At 45.4% G+C, this 21,774-nt stretch carries 14 protein-coding genes and 1 pseudogene; 5 read left to right on the forward strand and 10 right to left on the reverse strand.

From position 1 onward, the window contains the following. Positions 1-92 precede the first annotated feature (92 nt). The 3 genes and pseudogenes from GVO63_RS03715 to GVO63_RS03725 all read right to left on the reverse strand — a co-directional run. Entirely contained in the window at positions 93-2,903 is a 2,811-nt protein-coding gene (locus GVO63_RS03715) for a bifunctional aconitate hydratase 2/2-methylisocitrate dehydratase (protein ID WP_159578166.1), read from the reverse strand. A 462-nt stretch (positions 2,904-3,365) separates the two neighbouring features. After that, positions 3,366-4,478 carry a PQQ-dependent sugar dehydrogenase gene (locus GVO63_RS03720; RefSeq protein ID WP_159578167.1) on the reverse strand — a complete coding sequence of 371 codons (1,113 nt, stop codon included), beginning with the start codon at positions 4,476-4,478 and terminating at the stop codon, positions 3,366-3,368. A 148-nt stretch (positions 4,479-4,626) separates the two neighbouring features. Further along, positions 4,627-5,469, reverse strand: a pseudogene (locus GVO63_RS03725) (Na+/H+ antiporter NhaC family protein); the annotation flags it as partial. Positions 5,470-5,784: 315 nt separating this feature from the next. Here GVO63_RS03725 and GVO63_RS03730 point away from each other — a divergent pair. The 5 genes from GVO63_RS03730 to GVO63_RS03750 all read left to right on the forward strand — a co-directional run bounded on the left by GVO63_RS03730 (position 5,785) and on the right by GVO63_RS03750 (position 13,630). Beyond that, positions 5,785-6,264, forward strand: coding sequence for a hypothetical protein (locus tag GVO63_RS03730; protein WP_201281873.1), 480 nt, complete (start codon positions 5,785-5,787; stop codon positions 6,262-6,264). 106 nt (positions 6,265-6,370) lie between these two features. Next, complete coding sequence (locus tag GVO63_RS03735; protein WP_159578168.1) at positions 6,371-7,939, forward strand: AMP-binding protein; 1,569 nt, start codon at positions 6,371-6,373, stop codon at positions 7,937-7,939. Between the two features lie 213 nt (positions 7,940-8,152). After that, complete coding sequence (locus GVO63_RS03740; RefSeq protein WP_236552048.1) at positions 8,153-9,232, forward strand: FIST signal transduction protein; 1,080 nt, start codon at positions 8,153-8,155, stop codon at positions 9,230-9,232. Continuing rightward, positions 9,229-12,534 (forward strand): ATP-binding protein, encoded by a 3,306-nt coding sequence (locus GVO63_RS03745; RefSeq protein WP_159578170.1) that lies wholly within the window; start codon positions 9,229-9,231, stop codon positions 12,532-12,534. The genes GVO63_RS03740 and GVO63_RS03745 overlap by 4 nt, the downstream gene beginning before the upstream one ends. Next, entirely contained in the window at positions 12,521-13,630 is a 1,110-nt protein-coding gene (locus GVO63_RS03750) for a two-component system response regulator (protein ID WP_159578171.1), read from the forward strand. Before GVO63_RS03745 ends, GVO63_RS03750 begins: the two co-directional genes overlap by 14 nt. A gap of 83 nt (positions 13,631-13,713) precedes the next feature. Here the strand turns inward: GVO63_RS03750 and GVO63_RS03755 are convergent, their stop codons facing one another. The 7 genes from GVO63_RS03755 to GVO63_RS03785 form a co-directional block, all read right to left on the reverse strand. Next, positions 13,714-15,063, reverse strand: a complete 1,350-nt coding sequence (locus GVO63_RS03755; protein ID WP_159578172.1) for a lipopolysaccharide assembly protein LapB — start codon at positions 15,061-15,063, stop codon at positions 13,714-13,716. A 6-nt stretch (positions 15,064-15,069) separates the two neighbouring features. Beyond that, on the reverse strand, positions 15,070-15,678 hold the full coding sequence (locus GVO63_RS03760) for an energy transducer TonB (RefSeq protein WP_159490370.1): 609 nt from the start codon (positions 15,676-15,678) through the stop codon (positions 15,070-15,072). Between the two features lie 3 nt (positions 15,679-15,681). After that, a complete protein-coding gene (locus GVO63_RS03765; protein WP_014948289.1) occupies positions 15,682-16,089 on the reverse strand; it encodes a biopolymer transporter ExbD in 408 nt (135 codons plus the stop codon). Between the two features lie 31 nt (positions 16,090-16,120). Next, positions 16,121-16,639 carry a MotA/TolQ/ExbB proton channel family protein gene (locus GVO63_RS03770; protein WP_039219806.1) on the reverse strand — a complete coding sequence of 173 codons (519 nt, stop codon included), beginning with the start codon at positions 16,637-16,639 and terminating at the stop codon, positions 16,121-16,123. A 2-nt stretch (positions 16,640-16,641) separates the two neighbouring features. Further along, positions 16,642-18,006, reverse strand: coding sequence for a MotA/TolQ/ExbB proton channel family protein (locus tag GVO63_RS03775; RefSeq protein WP_159490368.1), 1,365 nt, complete (start codon positions 18,004-18,006; stop codon positions 16,642-16,644). A 13-nt stretch (positions 18,007-18,019) separates the two neighbouring features. Then, on the reverse strand, positions 18,020-18,778 hold the full coding sequence (locus GVO63_RS03780; RefSeq protein ID WP_159490366.1) for a DUF3450 domain-containing protein: 759 nt from the start codon (positions 18,776-18,778) through the stop codon (positions 18,020-18,022). A gap of 207 nt (positions 18,779-18,985) precedes the next feature. Continuing rightward, on the reverse strand, positions 18,986-21,682 hold the full coding sequence (locus GVO63_RS03785) for a TonB-dependent receptor (RefSeq protein WP_159578173.1): 2,697 nt from the start codon (positions 21,680-21,682) through the stop codon (positions 18,986-18,988). Positions 21,683-21,774: the final 92 nt, after the last annotated feature.

The following is a 21,774-nucleotide window of genomic DNA, read 5'->3' on the forward strand; positions in this document are numbered from 1 at the left end:
CTGACCCTCATCTTCCTCAACCTCATTATTATAGATAAAAAAAGCCCCAACCAAGGTTGGGGCTTTCTAATGTTTTATTAAGCGTTAAATGCTTATACGCGCTTAACCGCTACGTCAGCTTCAAACTTAGGCTTAACAGCTAAGTCTTCAGAAGGTGGCGCAAACTTAGTTAGGTCAATACCTGCAACCGCTTGCTTGTACTCTTCAGTTGTTGGGAAGCGACCAAGAACCGTTGAAAGTACAACTAGCGGCGTAGAGCCAAGTAGTGATTCACCTTTCTTCTCATCAGAGTCAGCAACAACACGGCCTTGGAAAAGACGTGTAGAGGTAGCAATTACGGTGTCGCCTGGCTCCGCTTTTTCTTGGTTACCCATACACAGGTTACATCCAGGACGTTCTAGGTAAAGAATGTTGTCGTACTTAGTACGCGCTGCTTCTTTAGGCTTAGCATCGTCGAACTCAAAGCCCGCGTACTTCTGAAGAATTTCCCAATCACCTTCTGCTTTAAGCTCATCAACGATGTTGTATGTAGGTGGCGCAACAACAAGCGGCGCTTTGAACTCTACAGAGCCGTTAAGCTTCTCTAGGTTACGCAGCATTTGTGCGATAATTTGCATGTCACCTTTGTGCACCATACAAGAACCTACGAAACCTAGGTCTACTGGCTTGCCATCGTAGTAAGAAACCGGACGAATAACATCGTGAGTATAACGCTTAGACACGTCATCGTTGTTTACGTCTGGGTCAGCAATCATTGGCTCGTCGATTTGGTCTAGGTCAACCACCACTTCAGCGTAGTATTTTGCATTGTCATCTGGTGCAAGTGCTGGCTCTTCACCAGACTTGATTTCAGCGATACGCTTGTCAGCAAGGTCAATCAGGCCTTGAAGCATATTAGCTTCGTTGTCCATGCCCTTGTCGATCATGATTTGAATGCGGCTCTTCGCCAGTTCAAGTGAGGCAATCATGGTCTCATTATCAGAGATACAGATAGACGCCTTCGCTTTCATTTCAGCAGTCCAGTCGGTAAATGTAAACGCCTGGTCAGCTAATAGCGTACCAATTTGTACTTCAATAACGCGACCTTGGAACACGTTTTCACCCGCGAATTGCTTAAGCATTTGGGCTTGCGTAGCATGAACCACATCACGGAAGTCCATGTGCTCTTTCATGCTGCCTTTAAAGGTCACTTTCACAGACTCTGGAATTGGCATTGCCGCTTCACCTGTAGCAAGTGCCAGCGCAACCGTACCTGAGTCGGCACCGAACGCAACACCTTTAGACATACGCGTATGCGAGTCACCACCAATGATGATTGCACGGTCATCTACCGTGATGTCGTTAAGCACTTTGTGAATGACGTCAGTCATTGAGTGATAAACGCCTTTCGGATCACGGGCTGTGATTACACCGAAGTTGTTCATGAATGACATAAGCTTAGGAATGTTAGCTTGTGCTTTCTTATCCCATACCGATGCCGTATGACAACCCGACTGATATGCACCGTCCACAAGTGGAGAAATAGTCGATGCAGCCATTGACTCTAGCTCTTGGCACGTCATTGGGCCCGTTGTATCCTGAGAACCTACGATATTAACTCTTACGCGAACATCAGAACCTGCGTGCAATGGTGCTGTAGACTTAACGCCAACCGCGTTACGGTTAAAGATTTTCTCTACTGCAGTTAAGCCTTGGCCTTCGTGTGATACTTCTTTAGACGGAGCATAAACTGCTGGCGCTTCAATACCTAACGTACGCGCTGCGAGAGACTGAAGCTGCTTACCAAATACTACCGCGTAAGAACCACCCGCTTTCATGAACTCCATTTTCTGAGGAGTAAATGATGCAGATACGTCAGCTAGCTCTTCTGAACCGTTGTAAAGCTTCTTCGCTTTGGTATCGATAGTTAGTACGGTACCGGTCGCTACAGAGTAAGCTTCTTCTAATACTGGGTCACCGTTTGCATCGCGAACAATTTCACCATTTTCGTCAGTTTTCTTAACCCAGTTTTTAAGGTCAAGACCGATACCACCAGTTACATCTACGGTAGTAAGGAAGATTGGAGCAATACCGTTGGTACCCGCAACAATTGGCGCTTTATTTACAAACGGAATGTAAGGGCTTGTTGGCTCTCCTGCCCATAGTGCAACGTTGTTCACACCAGACATACGAGAAGAACCTACGCCCATTGTGCCTTTTTCAGCAATAAGCATAACTTTTGCGTTAGGATGCTTTTTACCTAACTCGACAATTTCTTGCTGTGCTTCAGGGGTTATCATGCATTTACCGTGAAGCTCACGGTCAGCACGAGAATGCGCTTGGTTACCTGGAGAAAGAAGGTCAGTAGAGATATCACCTTCTGCAGCGATATAAGTAACCACTTCAATTTTCTCTGGTACGTCAGGAAGCTTGGTAAAGAACTCCGCTTTCGCATAGCTTTCTAACACGTCTTTAGCAATGGCATTACCTGCCTTGTACGCGGTCTCAAGACGCTCTGTATCCGCTTCGTACAGATACACCTGCGTTTTCAGTACTTCAGCAGCAGGCTTAGCAACCGCTTCATCGTCAGAAAGTGCAAGGTCAAGCAATGCTTCTACCGATGGACCACCTTTCATGTGTGAAAGAAGCTCAAGTGCAAACTCAGGCGTAATTTCTTCTACTTGTTCTTCGCCAAGTACAATTTCTTTTAAGAATTGCGCTTTAACAACAGCAGCAGGCGTCGTTCCTGGCAGCGTGTTATAGATAAAGAATTTTAGAGAGTCTTCGCGGTGCTCATTAGTTGTATCTTTGATTTGAGCAATAATTTCAGACAGCAGATCTGCACTGTCAATAGGCTTAGGGTTAAGACCTAATTCCGTTTTACGGGTTTCGATCTCTGCCAGATATTCTGAATACAAACTCATAGTGTTCTCTCGGTCTTAGTTTTACTTGAGCGTAGTGTTAAGTCGGTCTTAGCTATACGCATATAAAAATGAAGGATATTTTAACCGATTTTCACGGTTTACGTAATGTTTGCATGAAAAGAGATAAGGTCCATGCTTGGCGTTATTTTATTAAAAACGATGCATCAGCCGCTTATCTACTAAAACGTTTTTATGAAAAAAAGCCGACAGATTATAAATTTAATGCTTAATTTTCATAACGTTAAAAGAACAGGCGCTACCATCACTTCAACATTACTGTTAATCATTTAAAGATAGGCACAATAAATAACCGTGTTACATTTATGCCAGACATTAATAGTATTTATGGTACTACCAGTACAAATAACAGGCAAAAATAAAATCAAATGGGACTTATTGGTCTGACCTTTCGGTTCGCCGTTCTCACGTTTGAAAGCATCTCACGCTCTTATCCGTCGGTCACTACATGGCAGAAATTTTGAAAATTTTCGCCTCTTCGCCATCAGTTAAAACCCAGATATTACCTTGTTCATCAACCTCAACATCTCGCAATCGTGTCTTTAACTGATCGATAATAGGTGTAGCCTCCCATCCGCTATCCGTTTCATATACAGCGAACAACTGCTGTGCTTTAAGCGAAGTCACTAGAAGGGTGTTTTCTAAAGATGCAAATGCAGTGTGCTGGTATACCGCCATGGAAGAAGGCGCTATTGAGGGCGTCCAGTCTATAAGAGGGTTTTGCATACCCTTATATTGAGTGAAAGGTGAAATTCGGGCACCTGAATAGTCTCGCCCTTTTGTTGCTACCGGCCAGCCATAGTTGTTGCCGTTGACGATGAGATTCAACTCGTCTCCACCATCAGGGCCGTGCTCATGCTGATAAATGTTTCCATTCCACTGCACCAGTCCCTGAGGATTGCGATGACCTAAGCTATAGACATACGGCGCTTCGGTGAACGCTGGCTTTGGCAGTGGCTGTCCATCTAATGTAAAACCAACAATTTTACCTAGCTGCGAGGAAATAACCTGTGCTTGCTCACGATAGTCAAAACCGTCTCCGGTGGTAACAAGGTACCCTCCCTCGGGCAAGCTGAGTAATTTACCGCCGTAGTGTACCGGCGTGTCTTTGCCGTCGCTCACTTCAAAAACAGGTTTGAGATCAGATATCCCTTCCCTCGCAGAAAATTTTGCAGATACAACCGCCAGACGATTATCAACAGCTGTCCCCTTTGAGTAAGATATCAGGAGTTGACCGGAAGCGCTCTGTTGAACACTTGGACTTTCGTTAAACCCACTGATAACCAGGATATCAAGCACACCACCCTGCCCCTCGCTGTAAAGCTCTGGCAAAGACAAGGAAAATTGTTTTTGCATTTTTTCGCCAGTGACAAGAGTAATCACACCTTCCTTGTGCGAAATTAAAAGCGCGTTATTGGGCAGCAGAGTCATCGATTTAGGAAAAGCCAGCCCGCCTGTATGCTCCCGCAGTATGTAATCATCCACTTTCGCGACACAACACGTGATGCTGAAAACAAACAGTGAGACAAACACAAAAGCACGCTTAACATTCTTCATTTACGGAAAGCCCAGGAAAGTGGAGCCAAGAAAGCTCAAACATAAACGAGGTTTTTTATAAGAAACGCTGAAAAACCCCGTCCAACGACTAGCACTACCAATCTACGTTAACCGTTATGAGTCTTGCAAGCTTTTGGTGGCCACCGACTCAATTAACAACCGGCGTTCCATCGTCATTAAACTTCGCAATTTCGGCGCCTGATGACTTCCACTCCTCACGCTCTTTCTCTGTTGCTTTAGGCGAAAACCAGCCAACAAATGCGTAAAAAATGCCGATAAGAGGCGCTGTCCAGCAGGCGAAAGCCAGCGGAATGTATAACAAGTTTTCTAGGTTGCCTCCCGAAATTCCCAGACCCAGTGCCGATATAACGAAAGCACCGCCGGCGTTCCAGGGAATAAGGGGTGACATTAACGTTCCGCCTTCTTCGATTCCTCGGGATAAGTTAAGGGTTGAGTATCCCATGCCGCGATACACCGGAGAATACATTCGCCCTGGTAATGCAACCGACAAGTAGGGATCGCCAGCCACTAGATTAGTTGAAAACGCCGTTCCTACAGCAGCAACCTGCGTACTTGCAAACGTTTTAGCTTTACTTTTTATCGCGTTGATAATACTTCTTAAACAGCCCGTAGTCTCAAGCGCTCCCCCAAATGCTAGTGCAATGAGCACCAACGAGATAGTCCACATCATTGATTGCACGCCTCCCCGGTTGAGCAAGGTGTCAATCTCGACAATATTTGTCTGAATTGCATACCCGTTGTTGGCGTAGTCAAATACTGCCTGAAGACTTTGCCCTTGCATGAGCATCGCAAACGCGCCGCCTACTACTACACCTGCAAATAATGAAGGCAGTGGTGAAAATTTCTTAAGCGCCAAACCCATTACGACAAGCGCAGGAACTAGCGCCCAACCAGAAATAGTAAAGTTCGATTCTAACGCCGTCGTAATCGCCTCTATTTTTACAAAAGACACACTTTGCGCATCGATCACAAGCCAAACCAAACTGATGGCAGGCGGTTTGCACTACATTGATATAAATACCTTTTTTTAAAATTCTCGATATAACCTCAACCCGGTGAGACCGCGTGACATAGTAGTCAAGCAAATGGGTTTTCATGGAAGTATCAATTGGACTGACGTGCAAATCTTAAATCGTGAATGGAGTTGATGCATGAGCTCAATGGATTGTTGTCTGCAAATAAACGTACTATGTTGTGTTATGTTCTGTCGCTTAACAAACTGTGCTGACGAGATTTACGTTAATCTTTACACTCAATATTGGTCGGGAGTTCTCGAGCTAACACAATGAAAAAATTCATACGGCACGCTTTTCTTGTTTTCATACCAGCATGGGCGGTAGGCTTTGTGCTGGCCAGCATTTTCCACACTACTGCCGTGTTAACAGCGCTTACCGAAATCGACGTTTCTTTGAACGTAAACGATTGGTTTTTCATGATAGGGCAAGATTTATTAGGACTTCTTCCAACCTACGGTGCCATTGTCGCGGTAACACTAGCCCTTGCATTTGTCATTACTCAATACGCCGTTAGCCGTCTTGGCAAAAAGGGCATTGAAAATTTTTCATTCCTAACCCGTTTAATCGTGTTCTCAGCAGCTGGGGCCGTTTCATTTTGGGTAATGCTAATAGCAATGCAGCCTATACTGAACGTTACGCTCATCGCTGGTGCTCGTTCACTGTTTGGCGTTTTAGCGCAGTGTTCAGCGGGACTCGTTGCAGGCAGCACTTTCACCTACTTAAGTAATAAATTTTCCGTAGAAAAATAATTAAAAATTATAGTGCCAAATAAATTAACACAGATGTAAATAAAAAGTTAAGTTTGGTACTGTATAAATAACGTTGATTAACCATGCCCTACTAGGAACAAGCATTATGATAACTTATCCTGATAACGTGACTTGTCTCGCCGACTACATTGAAAATGTATTGAAAACATTTGCTGACAGGCCTGCTTATACCGCTCTCGGGCAAACGCTTACGTTTTCTGAAATAGACAGCAAATCATCTGCCCTCGCCCGCTACTTTGTTCATGAAGCTAAGCTGACACCGGGCACTAAAGTCGCCATTCAACTTCCTAACCTCATTCAAAACCCAATTGCTGTTTACGCTGCGTTGCGCGCTGGTTTAGTTGTCGTCAATACAAACCCGCTCTATACAGAACGGGAAATGAAGCATCAGTTCACTGACAGTGGTGCGAAAGCCTTGGTTATTCTCGGCGATTTACTTCCCAAATTTACGAATATACAAAGTGAAACAGGCATTAGTACTGTCATTACCACATCAGCCACTGAGCTTTTAAACCCAAGTACAGCACCCGCGCTCGACGGCACGGTATCGCTCAGTAAGGCGATAGAAATAGGGAGTGAGTTACCGCCGTTTACACGCCCTACAATGGCGTTGGATGAACTTGCCATGCTGCAATATACAGGCGGTACCACAGGCGTATCGAAAGGAGCCGCGTTAAGTCATAAGAATGTACTGGCTAACTGTATTCAGATGCTAGAGCGTATAGGAGAAGGCTTTAAAGACGGTGAGGAAGTGTTAGTGTGCCCGTTACCGCTTTATCACATCTATGCCTTTACGGTGGGAATGATGGCGCTTTTTGCTAAAGGCACGCAGATTATTCTTATTCCGAATCCGCGAGATATTGACGGATTTATCCAGACACTTAAACCACACAAAATTTCTGCTTTCATGGGAATTAACACGTTATTTGTGGGTCTTGGACGCCACCCCGAGTTTTCAAAGTTAGACTTCTCTAGACTTCACCTTACCATGTCTGGGGGAACAGCGTTGACACAAGCCGCTGTATCTATATGGAGGGATGTTACAGGCAATACCATTACCGAAGGGTATGGACTTTCTGAAACGGCCCCTGTGGTGTCATTTAATATTCCAGGGAAAGAGGAAATTGGTACCGTTGGTCATGAGCTTGACGACACCGAGGTGGCACTATTAGATAGCTCCGACACCCCGGTGGCAGAGGGGGAGTCTGGACAAATCGCCGTACGCGGTCCTCAAGTGATGATGGGATATTGGAATCGTGATGACGAAACCGCCAAAGTGATGACCAAAGAGGGCTTCTTTAAAACCGGTGATATTGGCATTCGCACTGAATCAGGCGCGATAAAAATTGTCGACCGGTTGAAAGACATGATTATTGTGTCTGGCTTCAACGTTTACCCGAATGAGATAGAAGATGTGTTGACGTCGCACCCAAGCGTAATGGAGGCAGCGGTTGTTGGTAAACCGGATGACAAAACGGGCGAGAGGGTCTGTGCCTTCATCACCGTATCGGCCGAAGTTTCAACTGACGATATTATCGCGCACTGTAAAAAACAACTTACTAATTACAAGATCCCCAAGTCAATTACCGTACTTGAAGAATTACCGAAATCAACCGTAGGAAAAATTCTTCGTAGAGAACTACGCAGCGCATAGTTTAAAAGCAGCCGTTTTAAGCACATCTTAAACGGCTGTTTTTCTCTAAAAAATCAATCTTTACTACGAAAGAATAACGCCCAAAAATTGTAAAACGGCGCGGATATTACTATAAATTACAGACACGTAATTTATATCTCACCCCCAATGCTTTCAAAGACGTCTTTTTTTACCAGCTTAGAAGAGTTACAGTCCGAGGCTGAGGCGTTGAGAGTGTTTTCACCATCATTGATTATCGCGTTCGCTTCACCCGCGTTCTTTGTTGACCCTGCATTTCATAAAACCCTAATTGAAATCTGCGACGACTGTGTCGGATGCAGCACGGCCGGCGAAATTTCGGGAAACCGAGTATTTGAAAATGGTATATCGCTTGTGGCAATACGTTTTAGTACTCAAGCACACATTAAGATTCATCATACCCCTTTGCCCAACATGCAGGAATCCTTCAACGCAGGAGAGTCGTTGGCTAGCAACATCAACACTGAAGGATTGAAAGGCATTTACTTACTGGCGCCCGGTGTTGACATCAATGGCTCGGCGTTACTGGAGGGGTTGGCAACACACTTATCAAATGACGTTGGAATCAGCGGAGGACTTGCCGGAGACTACGGGGCGTTTGAACAAACCTATGTAATGCACCCGGATGGCGTTGATAGCAGAAGCATTACTGCGGTCGCTTTCTATGGTGAGCATTTATCCTTTGAACATAGTGCTCACGGTGGTTGGCGTTCGTTTGGCCCTGCGAGAGCAGTAACGTCATCGACAGCAAATCAACTCTTTGCGTTAGATGGGAGACCTGCCCTTGATATCTATAAAGACTATTTGGGTGAGTATGCTAACGACCTGCCCGCAAGTGGGCTTTTATTTCCGTTTGAAGTTCTCAACGAAGAAGGCAAGCCTACACAGATTATTCGAACAATACTTGGCGTTGACGAGGCTTCTAAAAGCTTAACCTTGGCGGGAGAAGTGAAGACAAGTCAGTATTTACGCTTGATGCATGCGTCGAAGGACGATCTTATTAATGGTGCCCACAAGGCCATAAGCGGTATCACGAATAAAAATCTGAACCTTGATTCTGATAGTTTGGCCCTTGTCACCAGTTGTGTCGGGCGCAAGCTCGTTATGGGTGACCGTATAGAAGAAGAAATTGAAGAAATTGATCAACAATTTAAGGGGAAAGTCTGTATTGCGGGCTTTTACTCCTATGGCGAAATTAGCCCCTTCCTAAACAAAACGCAGTGTGAACTGCACAATCAAACCTTAACGATCATGTTATTAAGAGAAGCACATTGAGCCCACTACTAGAGCGTCAAATACGCCGAGCATTTAACCTTGACGACACTTTGTCACTCGACAGCTGGTTAAATGAACTCAATAAAGATGACGATCATAGCCAAAGCGAAACAGAGAGAGAGCTTCGACAAGGACTCGCTTCGTTAATTCCAAGAATTGAGGAATCTTACGCGTTTTTTGAAAGGGATATAACGTTAAAGGATAGAAGTTTACGCATTAGTTCAGAAGAATTAATGACAGTAAACGACAAAGTTCGTAAGGAGTATGCCGAGCAAAAAGCAGTAATCGAGACCCTGCGACGAGCCGTAAACCAGCTACTCGAGGAACGAAACAAGCCGCTCATCGATGAAAACTTTACCAACCTTTCTGACCTTTCCGCGCTGACTTACGAGCTTATCTATGAGCAACAAAACGAGAATAATGAACTGCTGCTTCAGCGCAAAGCTATGGATAAGCATGGCATCGTAGCGACAATAGACCTGAATGGGATTTTATTGTCAGCAAATGATAAATGCTGTCAGCTTTCCGGCTACTCTCGCGCCGAACTAATAGGAAAAAGTACATCCATCTTTCGCATTCAAAACATTGCTATTTCAGAGCAAACCAGAATATTAAAAACATTGATAAAAGGTGAAATTTGGCAGGGTGAACTAAACAGCTTTACTAAGACGAATGAACCATGGACCGTATTTGCGACCGTCGTCCCTATCGTTGAATACAACAAACGCGTTAACCGTCTCGTGGTTATCTGCACTGATATGTCGGAGCAAATGCGTCTGTCTCGCAAACTAAAAGAAGACCGCGCGTTCTACCAAAGTATCACCAGCAGTATTGGGGAAGGTGTTTATGCTGTCAATGGTGAAGGAAAAGCCCAGTTTCTCAACCCCGCCGCTTCACAACTATTAGGTTGGACTATTGAAGAGCTTGAAGGCCGACGTTTTCACGATACCGTTCATTATCAAAAGGGCGATGGAACGCTGCTCACCCGAGAGGAATGTCCTGTTAACTTGACCATCAAAGCAGGCAAATCATACGCGTCCTATGAGGACTTTTTCACTGACAAACGTGGACGTTTGTTCCCTATTTCTATTGTCGCTGTTCCGCTACTTGACGATGATGGTAAGCCAGACGGCCATGTAGGCGTTTTCAACGATATAAGTCATCAAAAGGCCATTGAGCAAAAATTACAGCAGGCCTACAACAACGCCCAAAGTGCCAACAAGGCGAAGAGCGATTTTCTCGCCACAATGAGTCACGAAATTAGAACCCCAATGAATGCCATTATTGGCCTTACTCATTTAGCGTTGGAAACGGAGGACGAAGACCAGCGCCTGCAATACCTTGAGAAAGTGCAGCGAAGCTCTAATGCACTGCTCGATTTAGTGAACAGTATTTTGGATTTTTCAAAGGTAGAAGCTAACAGAGTAGATATCCTAAACGAACATTTCACGCTGACGAAGACAATCGACAAACTTGCCCAAGTTTTTCAAGTCAAAGCGCAGCAGAAAGATCTCCAACTGCTTTTTGATATACGCTACAACACAAATACCCCATGCCGAGGCGATAGCGAAAAAATCTATCAGGTTTTGCTAAACCTTTTGGGTAATGCGATTAAATTCACAGAAAGTGGATATGTGCTGCTCAAAGTAAGTCAACGGGGGAATAAACTGCACTTCAGCGTAAGTGACACCGGCATGGGGATTAGTGACACCGGTAAATCCAAACTCTTCAACGCATTTGTCCAGGCAGATGCTTCCATCTCGCGAAAATTTGGCGGCACTGGATTAGGTCTTGCGATCTGTAAGCGCCTTGTTGAGCTAATGGGAGGTAAGCTTACCCTGAAGAGCAAGGTCAATGAAGGCAGCTGTTTCGCTTTCTCACTTCCGGTTTGTGTCGACGACCTTCTCCCTGCACGCCCTTTTTTACCTGTATCGCTACCCTCAGAGGTGCTCTGTATTCAAACCCATGAAAGCGTGGCGAGAGGATGTCGCGTTCTTACGCAAACGCTGCAAAGGCTCGGTATCAACTGCCAGGTCGTTGATTCAAGCCATGCGTATAATAGCTCGCTCAAACACCAAGCCATTGCATTTCTTAGTAAAGATGAAGCTAGTTGGAAAACCTTGGCAAACCGATTTCAGAATAATCAAGTTAACCCAATAAACTTCAATGTACTGATAAGCCCGCTTAGCAAAGCTGACGTGCAGAAACGCCTCGGAAAAAAAGCCTACAATGAGATAAGGGTGATTGAACTTCCTTTTTCTGACAAAGAGCTGATTTCTGCATTGTCTCCACTTCAAGCGCCATCAAATAAAGATGTGACGGACAAACTTGAGAGTAAAAAGTGGCGAAGTCGGCGACTATCGAATAAGTGTATATTGGTAGTTGATGACGATCTTATAAGCCTTGAAATAAGTCAGCAGATTCTTGTTGATCTCGGCATGAAGGTTATGACAGCTAATACCGGTGAACATGCACTTGCCCTTTGCGACTCCAACGGGTTTGACGCGATCTTACTCGATTGCCACTTACCTGGTATATCGGGTTATGATGTCGCGGAAAAACTCGTCAACAGAGACGGCTGGCTGACCCCCATCATCGCATTGAGTGCAGATGAGACAAATGAAGCATCAGAAAAAGCCTTGACCTCAGGTATGTGTTATCACTTGGTAAAGCCCGCTACCGCGGATGAGATAGTCCACACTATCGACTCTCACATCCATGCGGGTTATGTTGATGTCGAGGAGCCCGACCACCCTGATGTCTTTACTGCCTCCCTGGTGTCTTTCTACGCGACTTACAGCCAGCGCAGCGTCATGACAGAGCTACTCAGCATCATAAACTCACCATCAAGTACAAGCGAACTATTGAACGCATTACTCGAAGATGCCCATAGAATTGGGGCGACTACCCTAGAGCGCTGTTTAGAGGTTTTATTTGTGTCTATTCAAAGACCCGAAACTATCATTGCGAAACATGTTGCTGATTTGTCTTATGAGTTGGATGCAACACTACGTCTGATTGCTCATACCATTAATAAAAGCGTAGACATTGAAAATACTCACAATGAGACACAGGTTGACAACCGCACATTACTTGCTGCGTTGAAGCAAGCCAAAAGCGCCCTTGAAACCTATGATGCAAAAGCACTAAAGCATATATCCTTGGTCGCCTCTCAATATAGTGATTCGGCCCATTCACACACGATAACCCACTTAAAGCAGCTCACATCTATATATGATTTCGAGCAAGCTTTAGTTGTAATAGAAACACTTATTAATGAAATTACCAATGAAAGTGCCTAACGACGTTGAACATAGGTTTAACATTCTTGTTGTTGACGATGAGCCTGCGAATATTGATATATTGCTAGGAATACTTAGCCCTTTTTATCACGTAAAAGTAGCGCCCTCAGGACCTATTGCCCTAAAAATTGCAAGACAGCATACACCCGACCTTATTTTACTCGATATCATGATGCCGGATATGGACGGTTTTGAGGTATGTGAACGACTCAAATCCGACCCGATACTGAGCCAGATCCCTGTCATTTTTGTTACGGCGTTAACCCAAGGCGAAAGTGAAGAAAAAGGATTTGAGCTAGGTGCGGTAGACTATATTACCAAGCCTGTCTCCCCTAGCATAACGCTAGCGCGTGTGAAGACTCATATCACTCTTGCCCATCAAATGCAGACCGTGGAAAACCTGGTCATCGCGCGAACGGAGGAGCTGAGTAAAAGTCAACAAAGCGCGATCACTATGCTGGCGGCTGCAGGTCACTATAATGATACAGACACGGGACATCATATCTGGCGCATGGCTGCCTACAGCAAGTGCTTAGCTACAGCATCCGGTTGGTCGTATGACGATGCATGCTTACTTGCACAAGCCGCCCCTATGCACGACACGGGGAAAATTGGTATACCCGATTCCATTTTAAAAGCGCCACGCAGACTAACAAACAGTGAAATGGAAGTGATGCAATCCCATGCACAAATAGGACATAAAATTTTATCTCGATGTGATACGCCGCTGTTTAACCTTGCAGCAGAGATTGCACTATGTCACCACGAGAAATGGAATGGTTCAGGCTATCCACAAAGACTAGCAGGGGAAGACATTCCTGAGAGCGCTCGCATTGTGGCAATAGCTGATGTATTCGACGCTCTGACGATGAAACGCCCTTACAAAAAAGCCTGGAGCGATGACGACGCTTTCAAATATTTACTTGAAGGAGCAGGTAAACATTTCGACCCAAGGCTAGTCGAATGTTTTCTATCTATCAAAGAAGAAATTATCGAAACGAAGCACTACTGGAATGAATTGGAAGCAGAAGGAAAAGTGGTGTCAGTAAACGATTTACTCCCTCAGAGTTTGGAACTTACGCACCCCAAACAGTAAACCCGGTTTGATTAATACCAATCCGCATAAAAAAAGGGTCGACGTCGACCCTTTGCATTTACATGTTTATTGGCTAAGTGGGTTTAGCTCGCGCCTAACTCCGCAGCAATGGCATCAGCCTGGCGTTTTTCGCCCTGCACAAACTGCTTCCACTGTTGAGCCATAGCGCGGCTTTTTTGATGCTTTTCCGCCTCGGCTAACTGGTTGAGCGCAAGTGCATATTGCTTCTTGTTATAAAGCGCCATGCCTTTAATCAAGTATACCAAGCCAGGGTTTCTTAATTCGCCTTTTTCAACCGCACGGTCTGCCGCTGCGATTGCATCGTCGAAACGCTCTTCGTTGAGAAGAATTTGAGCAAGTTGCGCATCCAACTCACCGTCTTCCGAAAGCTCTGCTGCCTGCATCATTACCGGAATAGCCTTATCTTGCTCTTTGGCAAGCGACCAGCTTTGGCCTAAGAACTTGAGGTTGCGCAAGTTTTTCTCAAGCACACCGTCGTTCATGGCCTGCTCCATCAACTTGGCACCTTTGTAGGGCACGCGATGATAGTAATAAAGCTGCGCCATATTAAACACATCAGCTGAGGTATTCACGAAGCCGCGCTGATAAGCGGTTTCCATAATAGCCAACTGCTTGCGCTCTTCACCTAGCTCACCGTACATACCAGCAAGCTGGATCCAATACTTAGGTTCGTCAAACAACTTCACCATTTTTATAAGAACGTCTTTAACCTTTTCAGGCTGTTTTAGCTCATAAAAAATAGCACGTTGAAGTATTAACCAACCTTCGTCAGGGATCATGCCTTCCGCTTCATGATCGGCCACTGCTTCTGAAATCCACATTGAGGCCTGTTCATATTGCTTATTTTGATAATAAGCCTGAGCTTTGATCACTTTATTCTTAACAGGTACTGGGCCAGCATTAAGACTTTCCCAACGCTCTAAGTATTTAATGGTGTCTTCGTAATTACCCTGCATAAGGTTAAGCTGCGCTAAGCTGAAAAGTGTGGTCATTTCAAACTTTTCAGGAATAGGCTGCTGCTCTACCACTTTGGCAAACGATTCCAGCGCTTTTGCATAGTCTTCGTTGTTGTAGTAAATGAAACCGAAAAAGTTGTACATCATGGCTTTTTCGTAGGCGTTCATAGAGTAAGACTTATCTTCCACTTCTTTCAAAATGGAAATAGCTTCTTCTACATCGCCAGCTTCATCTGCTGCCGTTTGTGCACGGGCTAGCTGCTCGTAAACTTTGCCGCGAAGCGTAGGAACCCGACGGGTTGGCTTATCGCTAGCTTTTATCTCTTGTCCATCTTGCTGCTCAGCCTCTTGCGCTACAGCGTTAGAAGCAATGAACGTTGCAGGTACAGATACCGTGGCCGATGCAAATGCAAACGCCAGTGCACTAAGCAATGTATTCGTCTGTTTTCTCATCATGTTCTGTTACCCGTCAATTTGGAACGTTATACGGTTTTGTACCCCAGACACTTCTGTCGCTTCGCCATTGACCACTCGAGGTTTATATTTGAACTTCATTGCCGCATCAATGGCCGCTTGTTCAAAAATACCTGACGGATTAGCTTCAACAACAATTGGGTCGCGTACAGCACCTTGCTTAGTTACTGTAAATTCAACAATAACGAAACCTTCAATACCCCGCTGAAGTGCGCGTCTCGGATAAACCGGCGCAACTTTAACGATAGGTAAATATTCACCATCACCAGATTCAAGGGCCAAGCCGCCTTCCAGCGAAATGTCGTCACCTACGTCAGCACCAAAGTCCATCGACGTCCCTTCCGCATCTGGAGAAGGTGAGTCCATTTGAGGCTGCTCCATTTGCGGCGGTGGCTCTTCAGGCTTAGGTGGCTTCTTCGGCTTACGATCTTTTTTCTCAACCTGTTCATCCTGCTTAACCCTTACGAAGTCAAGCACGCTTCCCTTAGGCGGCTCAGTTAGTGCGCTGCCACCCATCTTGATAAGCGATTGCATCAAGAAGAACAGGCCTAACGTGATCGCAAGGGATAGTACAAATGCGATTAAATATCGTGGCATGATTTATTGCTCTTGGGCTGCAATCGAAACATCGTAAACGCCAGCGGCACGCGACGCGTCCATCACCTTTATCAGTGTTTCTGTTGTGGCTTTTTTGTCAGCCTGAATTACAACAGAACCCTGTGGGTTTTCTGCGCGAAGACGCTCAATGTTCGCTTGTACTGCGCGAACGTCGATACGTCGTTTGTTAATCCAAATTTCGCCTTTATCTGAAATAGCGATAAGGATATTAGCGCGGTCCTTTTTCACAGCAGTTGCTGCTTCTGGACGGTTAACATCAATACCCGCTTCTTTCACAAATGACGCAGTCACAATGAAGAAGATCAACATGATAAAAACAACGTCCAGCATGGGCGTCATGTCGATGGCTGCTTCTTCTTCATCGACTAAGTTTTGAAAGTGCTGCTTCATAATAAATACCTTACCTTAATGCCTTAGGGCATTAACGTTGAATAATCAATGCATCCTCAAGATGCGTGCGTTCTGATTTCACCATACGAGTTAACCAGGTAGCGGCGAATACGCCTGAAAGTGCGCCAACCATGCCCGCCATTGTGGGAATAGTGGCTTTCGATACACCTGAGGCCATTGAACGAGCGTTACCTGAGCCCGCAATTGCCATTACATCGAACACTTCAATCATACCGGTAACCGTTCCCATCAAGCCTAGTAGCGGACAAAGCGCAACCAGTGACTGGATAATTGGGATGCTGCCGTTTAGGCGCATGGTTAACTGTGAAATTGTTTTCTGACGAACTTGCTCTGCGAACCAAGAAGAGCGATCGGCACGTGCTGTCCACATGGCTATCGCGTCTTTCTTGGCTTGCTTGTGCCAAACCATCAGATACATCGCACGCTCGAGGATCAAAAGCCACATAACGAATATCAGCAGACCGATGACCAGGAGAACCTGGCCACCTGTTTCTGTGAAATCGCGAATTGCTTCTAGAAACTCGATCATGATTAGCCTCGCTCAGCGCGCTCTGCAATTACGCCAGACGCCTGTTCTTGTAGGATGTACACAATGTTCTTAGAACGTGTGTTAAGCATTGCATAAAGCAGTGTCATTGGAATCGCTACAACTAGACCGAGCACTGTTGTTACAAGTGCTGTTGAAATACCACCCGCCATCAGTTTAGGGTCACCCGTACCAAACAAGGTAATAGCCTGGAAGGTGTTAATCATACCGGTTACCGTACCTAGTAGACCCATAAGCGGCGCTACAACAGAGATAATCTTAATGATAGTTAGGTTACGACCTAGCTTAGGCACTTCGCCCAGAATTGCTTCTGTAAGGTGAAGTTCAAGTGCTTCAACGTCTGCGTCTGGGTGCTCGTCACGTACTTTAAGTACACGGCCAAGCGGGTTGTTTGTATTTACTTCTTTGCTCTTAAGCTGTTTGTTCACTTTCATGCGGATAAGCGACAGGGTTACAAGGCGCTCTAAGGCAAGTAGAAGACCGAACGCACCAACGATAAGAATGATGTAACCGACTACACCGCCCTGCTCTACACGCTCCTGAAGGTTAGGCGCTTGAACAAGAAGACCTAGGATTGAACCACCCGTTGGGTCGATACCAAACTGAACTAATTCACCGCTTGATGCTTGTAGTTCAGCAGCAGAGTTCATGTAACGGTCAGCAGGCTGACGTACAAGTTCAGACACTGTGCCTGTTACGCCGTTGTACTCTAGGTATTTACCATCAGCAACAAGTGCAAAAGGACCTACGCGAACAACAGACTTATTCACTTTTTCACCGCCCGCTTCAACAACATCTGTCTTGAACGTAGTTACTTTGCCGGCTTCAGTCATTTCACGCTGCATTTCAAACCACACGCGCTCAATTTCTTCAATTGACGCTAGCTTTGAACTTGAACCCATGTCTTGTGCCATCTTATCAAGGAAGTCAGCACGGCCAGGGATTTGTGCAGAAACCACTGAGTTATAGAATTTGTTTTTAGTGTCGCCAGCGATTTGCTGAAGCACACCGAATAGCTCTTTAAGTGAACCAAGACGTGTGTCTAGTGCACCGTTTAAGTCAGCCAGTTTGAATTCGTTTTCTTCAAACTGAGTTTCAAGCTGCTCTGATTGTGCAAGCATTTGGTCGCGCTTTTCGCGCGTTTCGCGAAGAATGCGATCTTGCTCTGCACGTTGCGCTTGGAAATCACGCTCGCGCTGTTTGTTTTGCTGAGACTGTGCGAACTGACCTTCTTCTAGTTGCTTAAGAAGTGCGTCTAAGTCCATGGCACGGTCGCTTTGTGCGAAAGCACCAACGCTGATGCTCAGGGCTGCTAGACCAACAGCGATACGTTTTACTGTGTTAAACATTCTCATCAACCTCTTAGTCTGTAATTGCCACTGGCAGCATTAGCAAGTCTGGTGCAAGTTGCTTCTTCGCCATGCGCAGACCTTTTGTGATTTGTGTACGGTAGCTGCTATCAAGCTCTTCCCACTGACGGGTTTGCTTGTTCCAAACACCCTGCATGCTTGCATCACGTGTTTGATAAATTAGCGCTGTACGACCAAGGCGTAGGAATTCAACGTCACGCTCTTGACCGTTAATTGAATGAATACCGCTGTACGCTTCCATAGTGCGGCCGTAGTCCATCTCTACTTGGTACGCTTCCATTACGCGACGGAATTTTTCAGACGCAGCAACATCAGCTCTGTCCATCATGGCGCGAAGGTCAGCGACGCGATTAGCTCGCTCTTCAGGAAGGAAAGGTACGTCTAGCGCGACGAACTGCTCCAAGCCGTCAATCATTCGCATCATAAGTGGCGTGATTTGACGTTCAACAACAGAGACTTCATCGATAGCAGCATTTAGGTCTACCATCTCCTGTTCTTGGTTATTGATTTGCTTACGAAGCTGAGTGTTATAAACCTCAAGGCCTTCGATTTCTTTCATCAATGTTTTGAACTGTTGAAGTTTGCTGTCGATTTGATCGGTAATACCGTTAATCTTTTCTTGCGATTTCGCCGCTGACTCGTTTATTTTCGCTGCCTCATCGACAACGGGTTTTAAGACTTCATCGTCTTGTGCAAGCACGGGTGTCGCTGCTAGCGCACCTGCTACAAGCAAGGCATTGATAAGCTTCATACATTCAAACCTTTAAAGTTAAAAGAAATCGGTTTTGTCCGACTATAAATTTCTGCGCGTAGGATAGGAGTTTTCTGTGACAGTTTTATTACGAAACTGTCATAAATCGAAGACTATTGTCACAAATAGAAAAGCCCGGCAGAAAAACCGGGCTTTGGACGACTCTCGCAGTTCCCTTTTTAGGGAAGATAAACGATGTGCACTTTCTTAGAAGTTATAAGTAATTGAAGCGTTTATACCTGTACCAACAGTTAGCTTACGCAGTGTAAGACCTTCTTGCTCGATTTCTTTTTCGTCGTTGAGAAGGTTTTGTACACGGAATTTAATCGTCGTGTTGAAATCCGGGTAGTAGGTATAAACCGCGTCCAACGAGTGGAAAGGCTTTTCAATACCATCTTCAAAACCACGCACACCCGGTGCAATAATGCGCTCGCCAAATGAGTTATAAACCAATGACGCAGAGTGCTCACCGTTATCAGAATCCCAACCTAACTGAAAGTTAGCTACCCACTCTGAGTGACCGACTAAACGACGTTTGTCGTTAGTAATGGTCGCCGTGATAGTACCGCCGTAAGCTTCACGCGCTTGCTGAGAGAACAGTGATTCTTGATCGCCACTGCCAATGGTAACTTCTGAGTCAGAAAGCGTCATGTTTCCTGAGAAGAAGAAGTTACTGAAGTTATCGCCAATAAAACCTAGGTCGTGTAGGAATTCGAACTCAATACCATACAACTCGCCCTCTTGTCCGTTAGCCGTTAATAGCTGAGGTACACCCTCACCGCCGTCAAACTGAACCATCTCTATAGGATTTTCCATATCTTTATAGAAAAGTGCGATAGACAAGTTGTTACCCTGTGACATATACCACTCCCAGCGGAAGTCGATATTGGTCAGTTCTGTTTCAACCAATGAAGGCGAACCACGTACCAAGAATTCAGTTAACGGATCGATAAAGAACGTTGAGCTGATATCACGTAAATCAGGACGGATTAGCGTTTGGCTAATGTTAAAGCGATACTGCATCTCTTCACTTGGGATATACGTAAAAGCCAATGAAGGTAACACTTCAGATTCATTGTAAATACTATCAATGATGGCATCAGTGTCATCGGCAAACCTATCCGAGTGCTCGATAAATGGAATCGATACTTGTTGGAAGTCTTCATAACGTGCACCACCACTTACGCGGAACTTCTGGTTAAAGAATGCATCAACCATGAAATAGCCTGCGGTCAGCTTGGTTGCCGCTAAATACTTATCACCTGCACCTGTATTGTCCTGAAACACAGAACGTCCTGTTGAGCTGGTGTAAAAGTCGTCATTGTAGATATTTTCTTGTGAGAAAATTTCGTTTAGACGGCTACCGGCTTTAAAGTCAGAAGAAATACCGAAGTGGCGTATTGCTAAGTCAATATTGTTACCGTCACGGGTTTTATCGTAGTAATCCATACCCGCTTTAAGTTCAACGTCGTAACCATCGCCAAAGAACGCGGTAGACACGTTGAAACCATAGGTATCAGACTCATCATAAAGCACCTGATACTGACGGTTAAGGTTAGTTCCTGGGGTATCATCAAGGCGCTCAAGCTCTAGCGCACCTGACTCATCGTAAAACTGCTGGAATGTCACTTCCATGATGTCTGGTGCTTCACGAGACGCCCGGCTTGTACCTACGTACCAGTCAAAGAATACACCGTCTAACAAGTTAAGGAAGTTGTGCGTGCCTTTAAGCTGTGAAGAAACCATTTCACGCTCTTCGAAAATGATATCCATGCGGCGGAATTCTTCCACGCCAGGGTTAGATTCACTTTCGTCGAAGTAGTATCCATCGCGAACGCGGTCACGCATATCGTGAAGGATCATGTTCACAAGCTCAACTTTGTGGTTGCTATTGTATTCAAAACCAACGTTGAACATTCCGCTCCAACGCACGTTTTGCTCTGTTGAAATCATGTCTCGGAACTTGGTAAAGCGCGGGTTTTCTTGACCGCCACCAATATCGTTTCCAAGCATCTCTTCGGCAACTGTCCATTGATTGCTATATGAGACTGTTGCAAGAAAACCAAGTACGGAGTCATTGTCAAATACGTAGTTATTACCAATGGTCGTACCTAGGCTAAAATTTGGATCCACAGACTTTTCGTCCGGGCCAATATCCCAGTTAAACGAGCTTAGGATATCCTGCGTTTCAGCCAGTGTTCTCGTGCGGTCGCCTTCAAACCCTGCAGAACCATTTGCAGCAAGACCCGAGCTGATTATATCGGGCAGTGCACGGGTGCCGTCATCACGTCCTGTCCAATCGTCTCCACCACCAGAGTAGAAAACGCCGTCGTCGCTGTTTTGCGTGTTCCAACCGCCACCAGCACTTACGTTGAATACAAATTCAGACGGAATTGATTTAGTGCGAATGTTTACGTTACCACCACCAAAATGCCCAGGCATATTGGGTGAGTAAGATTTCTGAACGTTAAGGCTCTCAATAATGCTTGAAGGGAATAAATCAAGCGGTACAACCGAGCGCGTAGGATCCGGGCTTGGTACCGTCATGCCGTTGAGCTGTGTACTTGAGTAACGCTCACCCAAACCACGAACGTAGATAAATTTACCGTCAACAAGCGTAAGACCCGTTACACGTCGAAGTGCAGCAGCGGCGTCGCCGTCACCGGTACGTGAAATTTGTTCGGCGCCGAGAATATCAGCAACGAAGGCCTGATTCTGACGCTCTTGTAATACTGCTGTGGCAGTACCTTTAAGTCGCGTGCCCGTAGCAACGACCTCTTCGATAGCTTCGTCTTCTGATTGCTGTGCTACTGCTGATAACGGTAACGCACTTGCGCCAAGAATGGACGCGATAGCCAGCGAAAGTCCACCGACTTTAAATGCTGACGTTTGATTGTTTTTCATTGTGTAACTCCTAAGAAACTGTAATCAGGTAGCTGCGCTTACACAAAAGCTAAGGCGTAAAAACGCCTTAGCTTTACTGTGTTTCGCATTCT

It is taken from the genome of Alteromonas sp. KUL106, assembly GCF_009811415.1.
GTDB lineage: Bacteria > Pseudomonadota > Gammaproteobacteria > Enterobacterales > Alteromonadaceae > Alteromonas.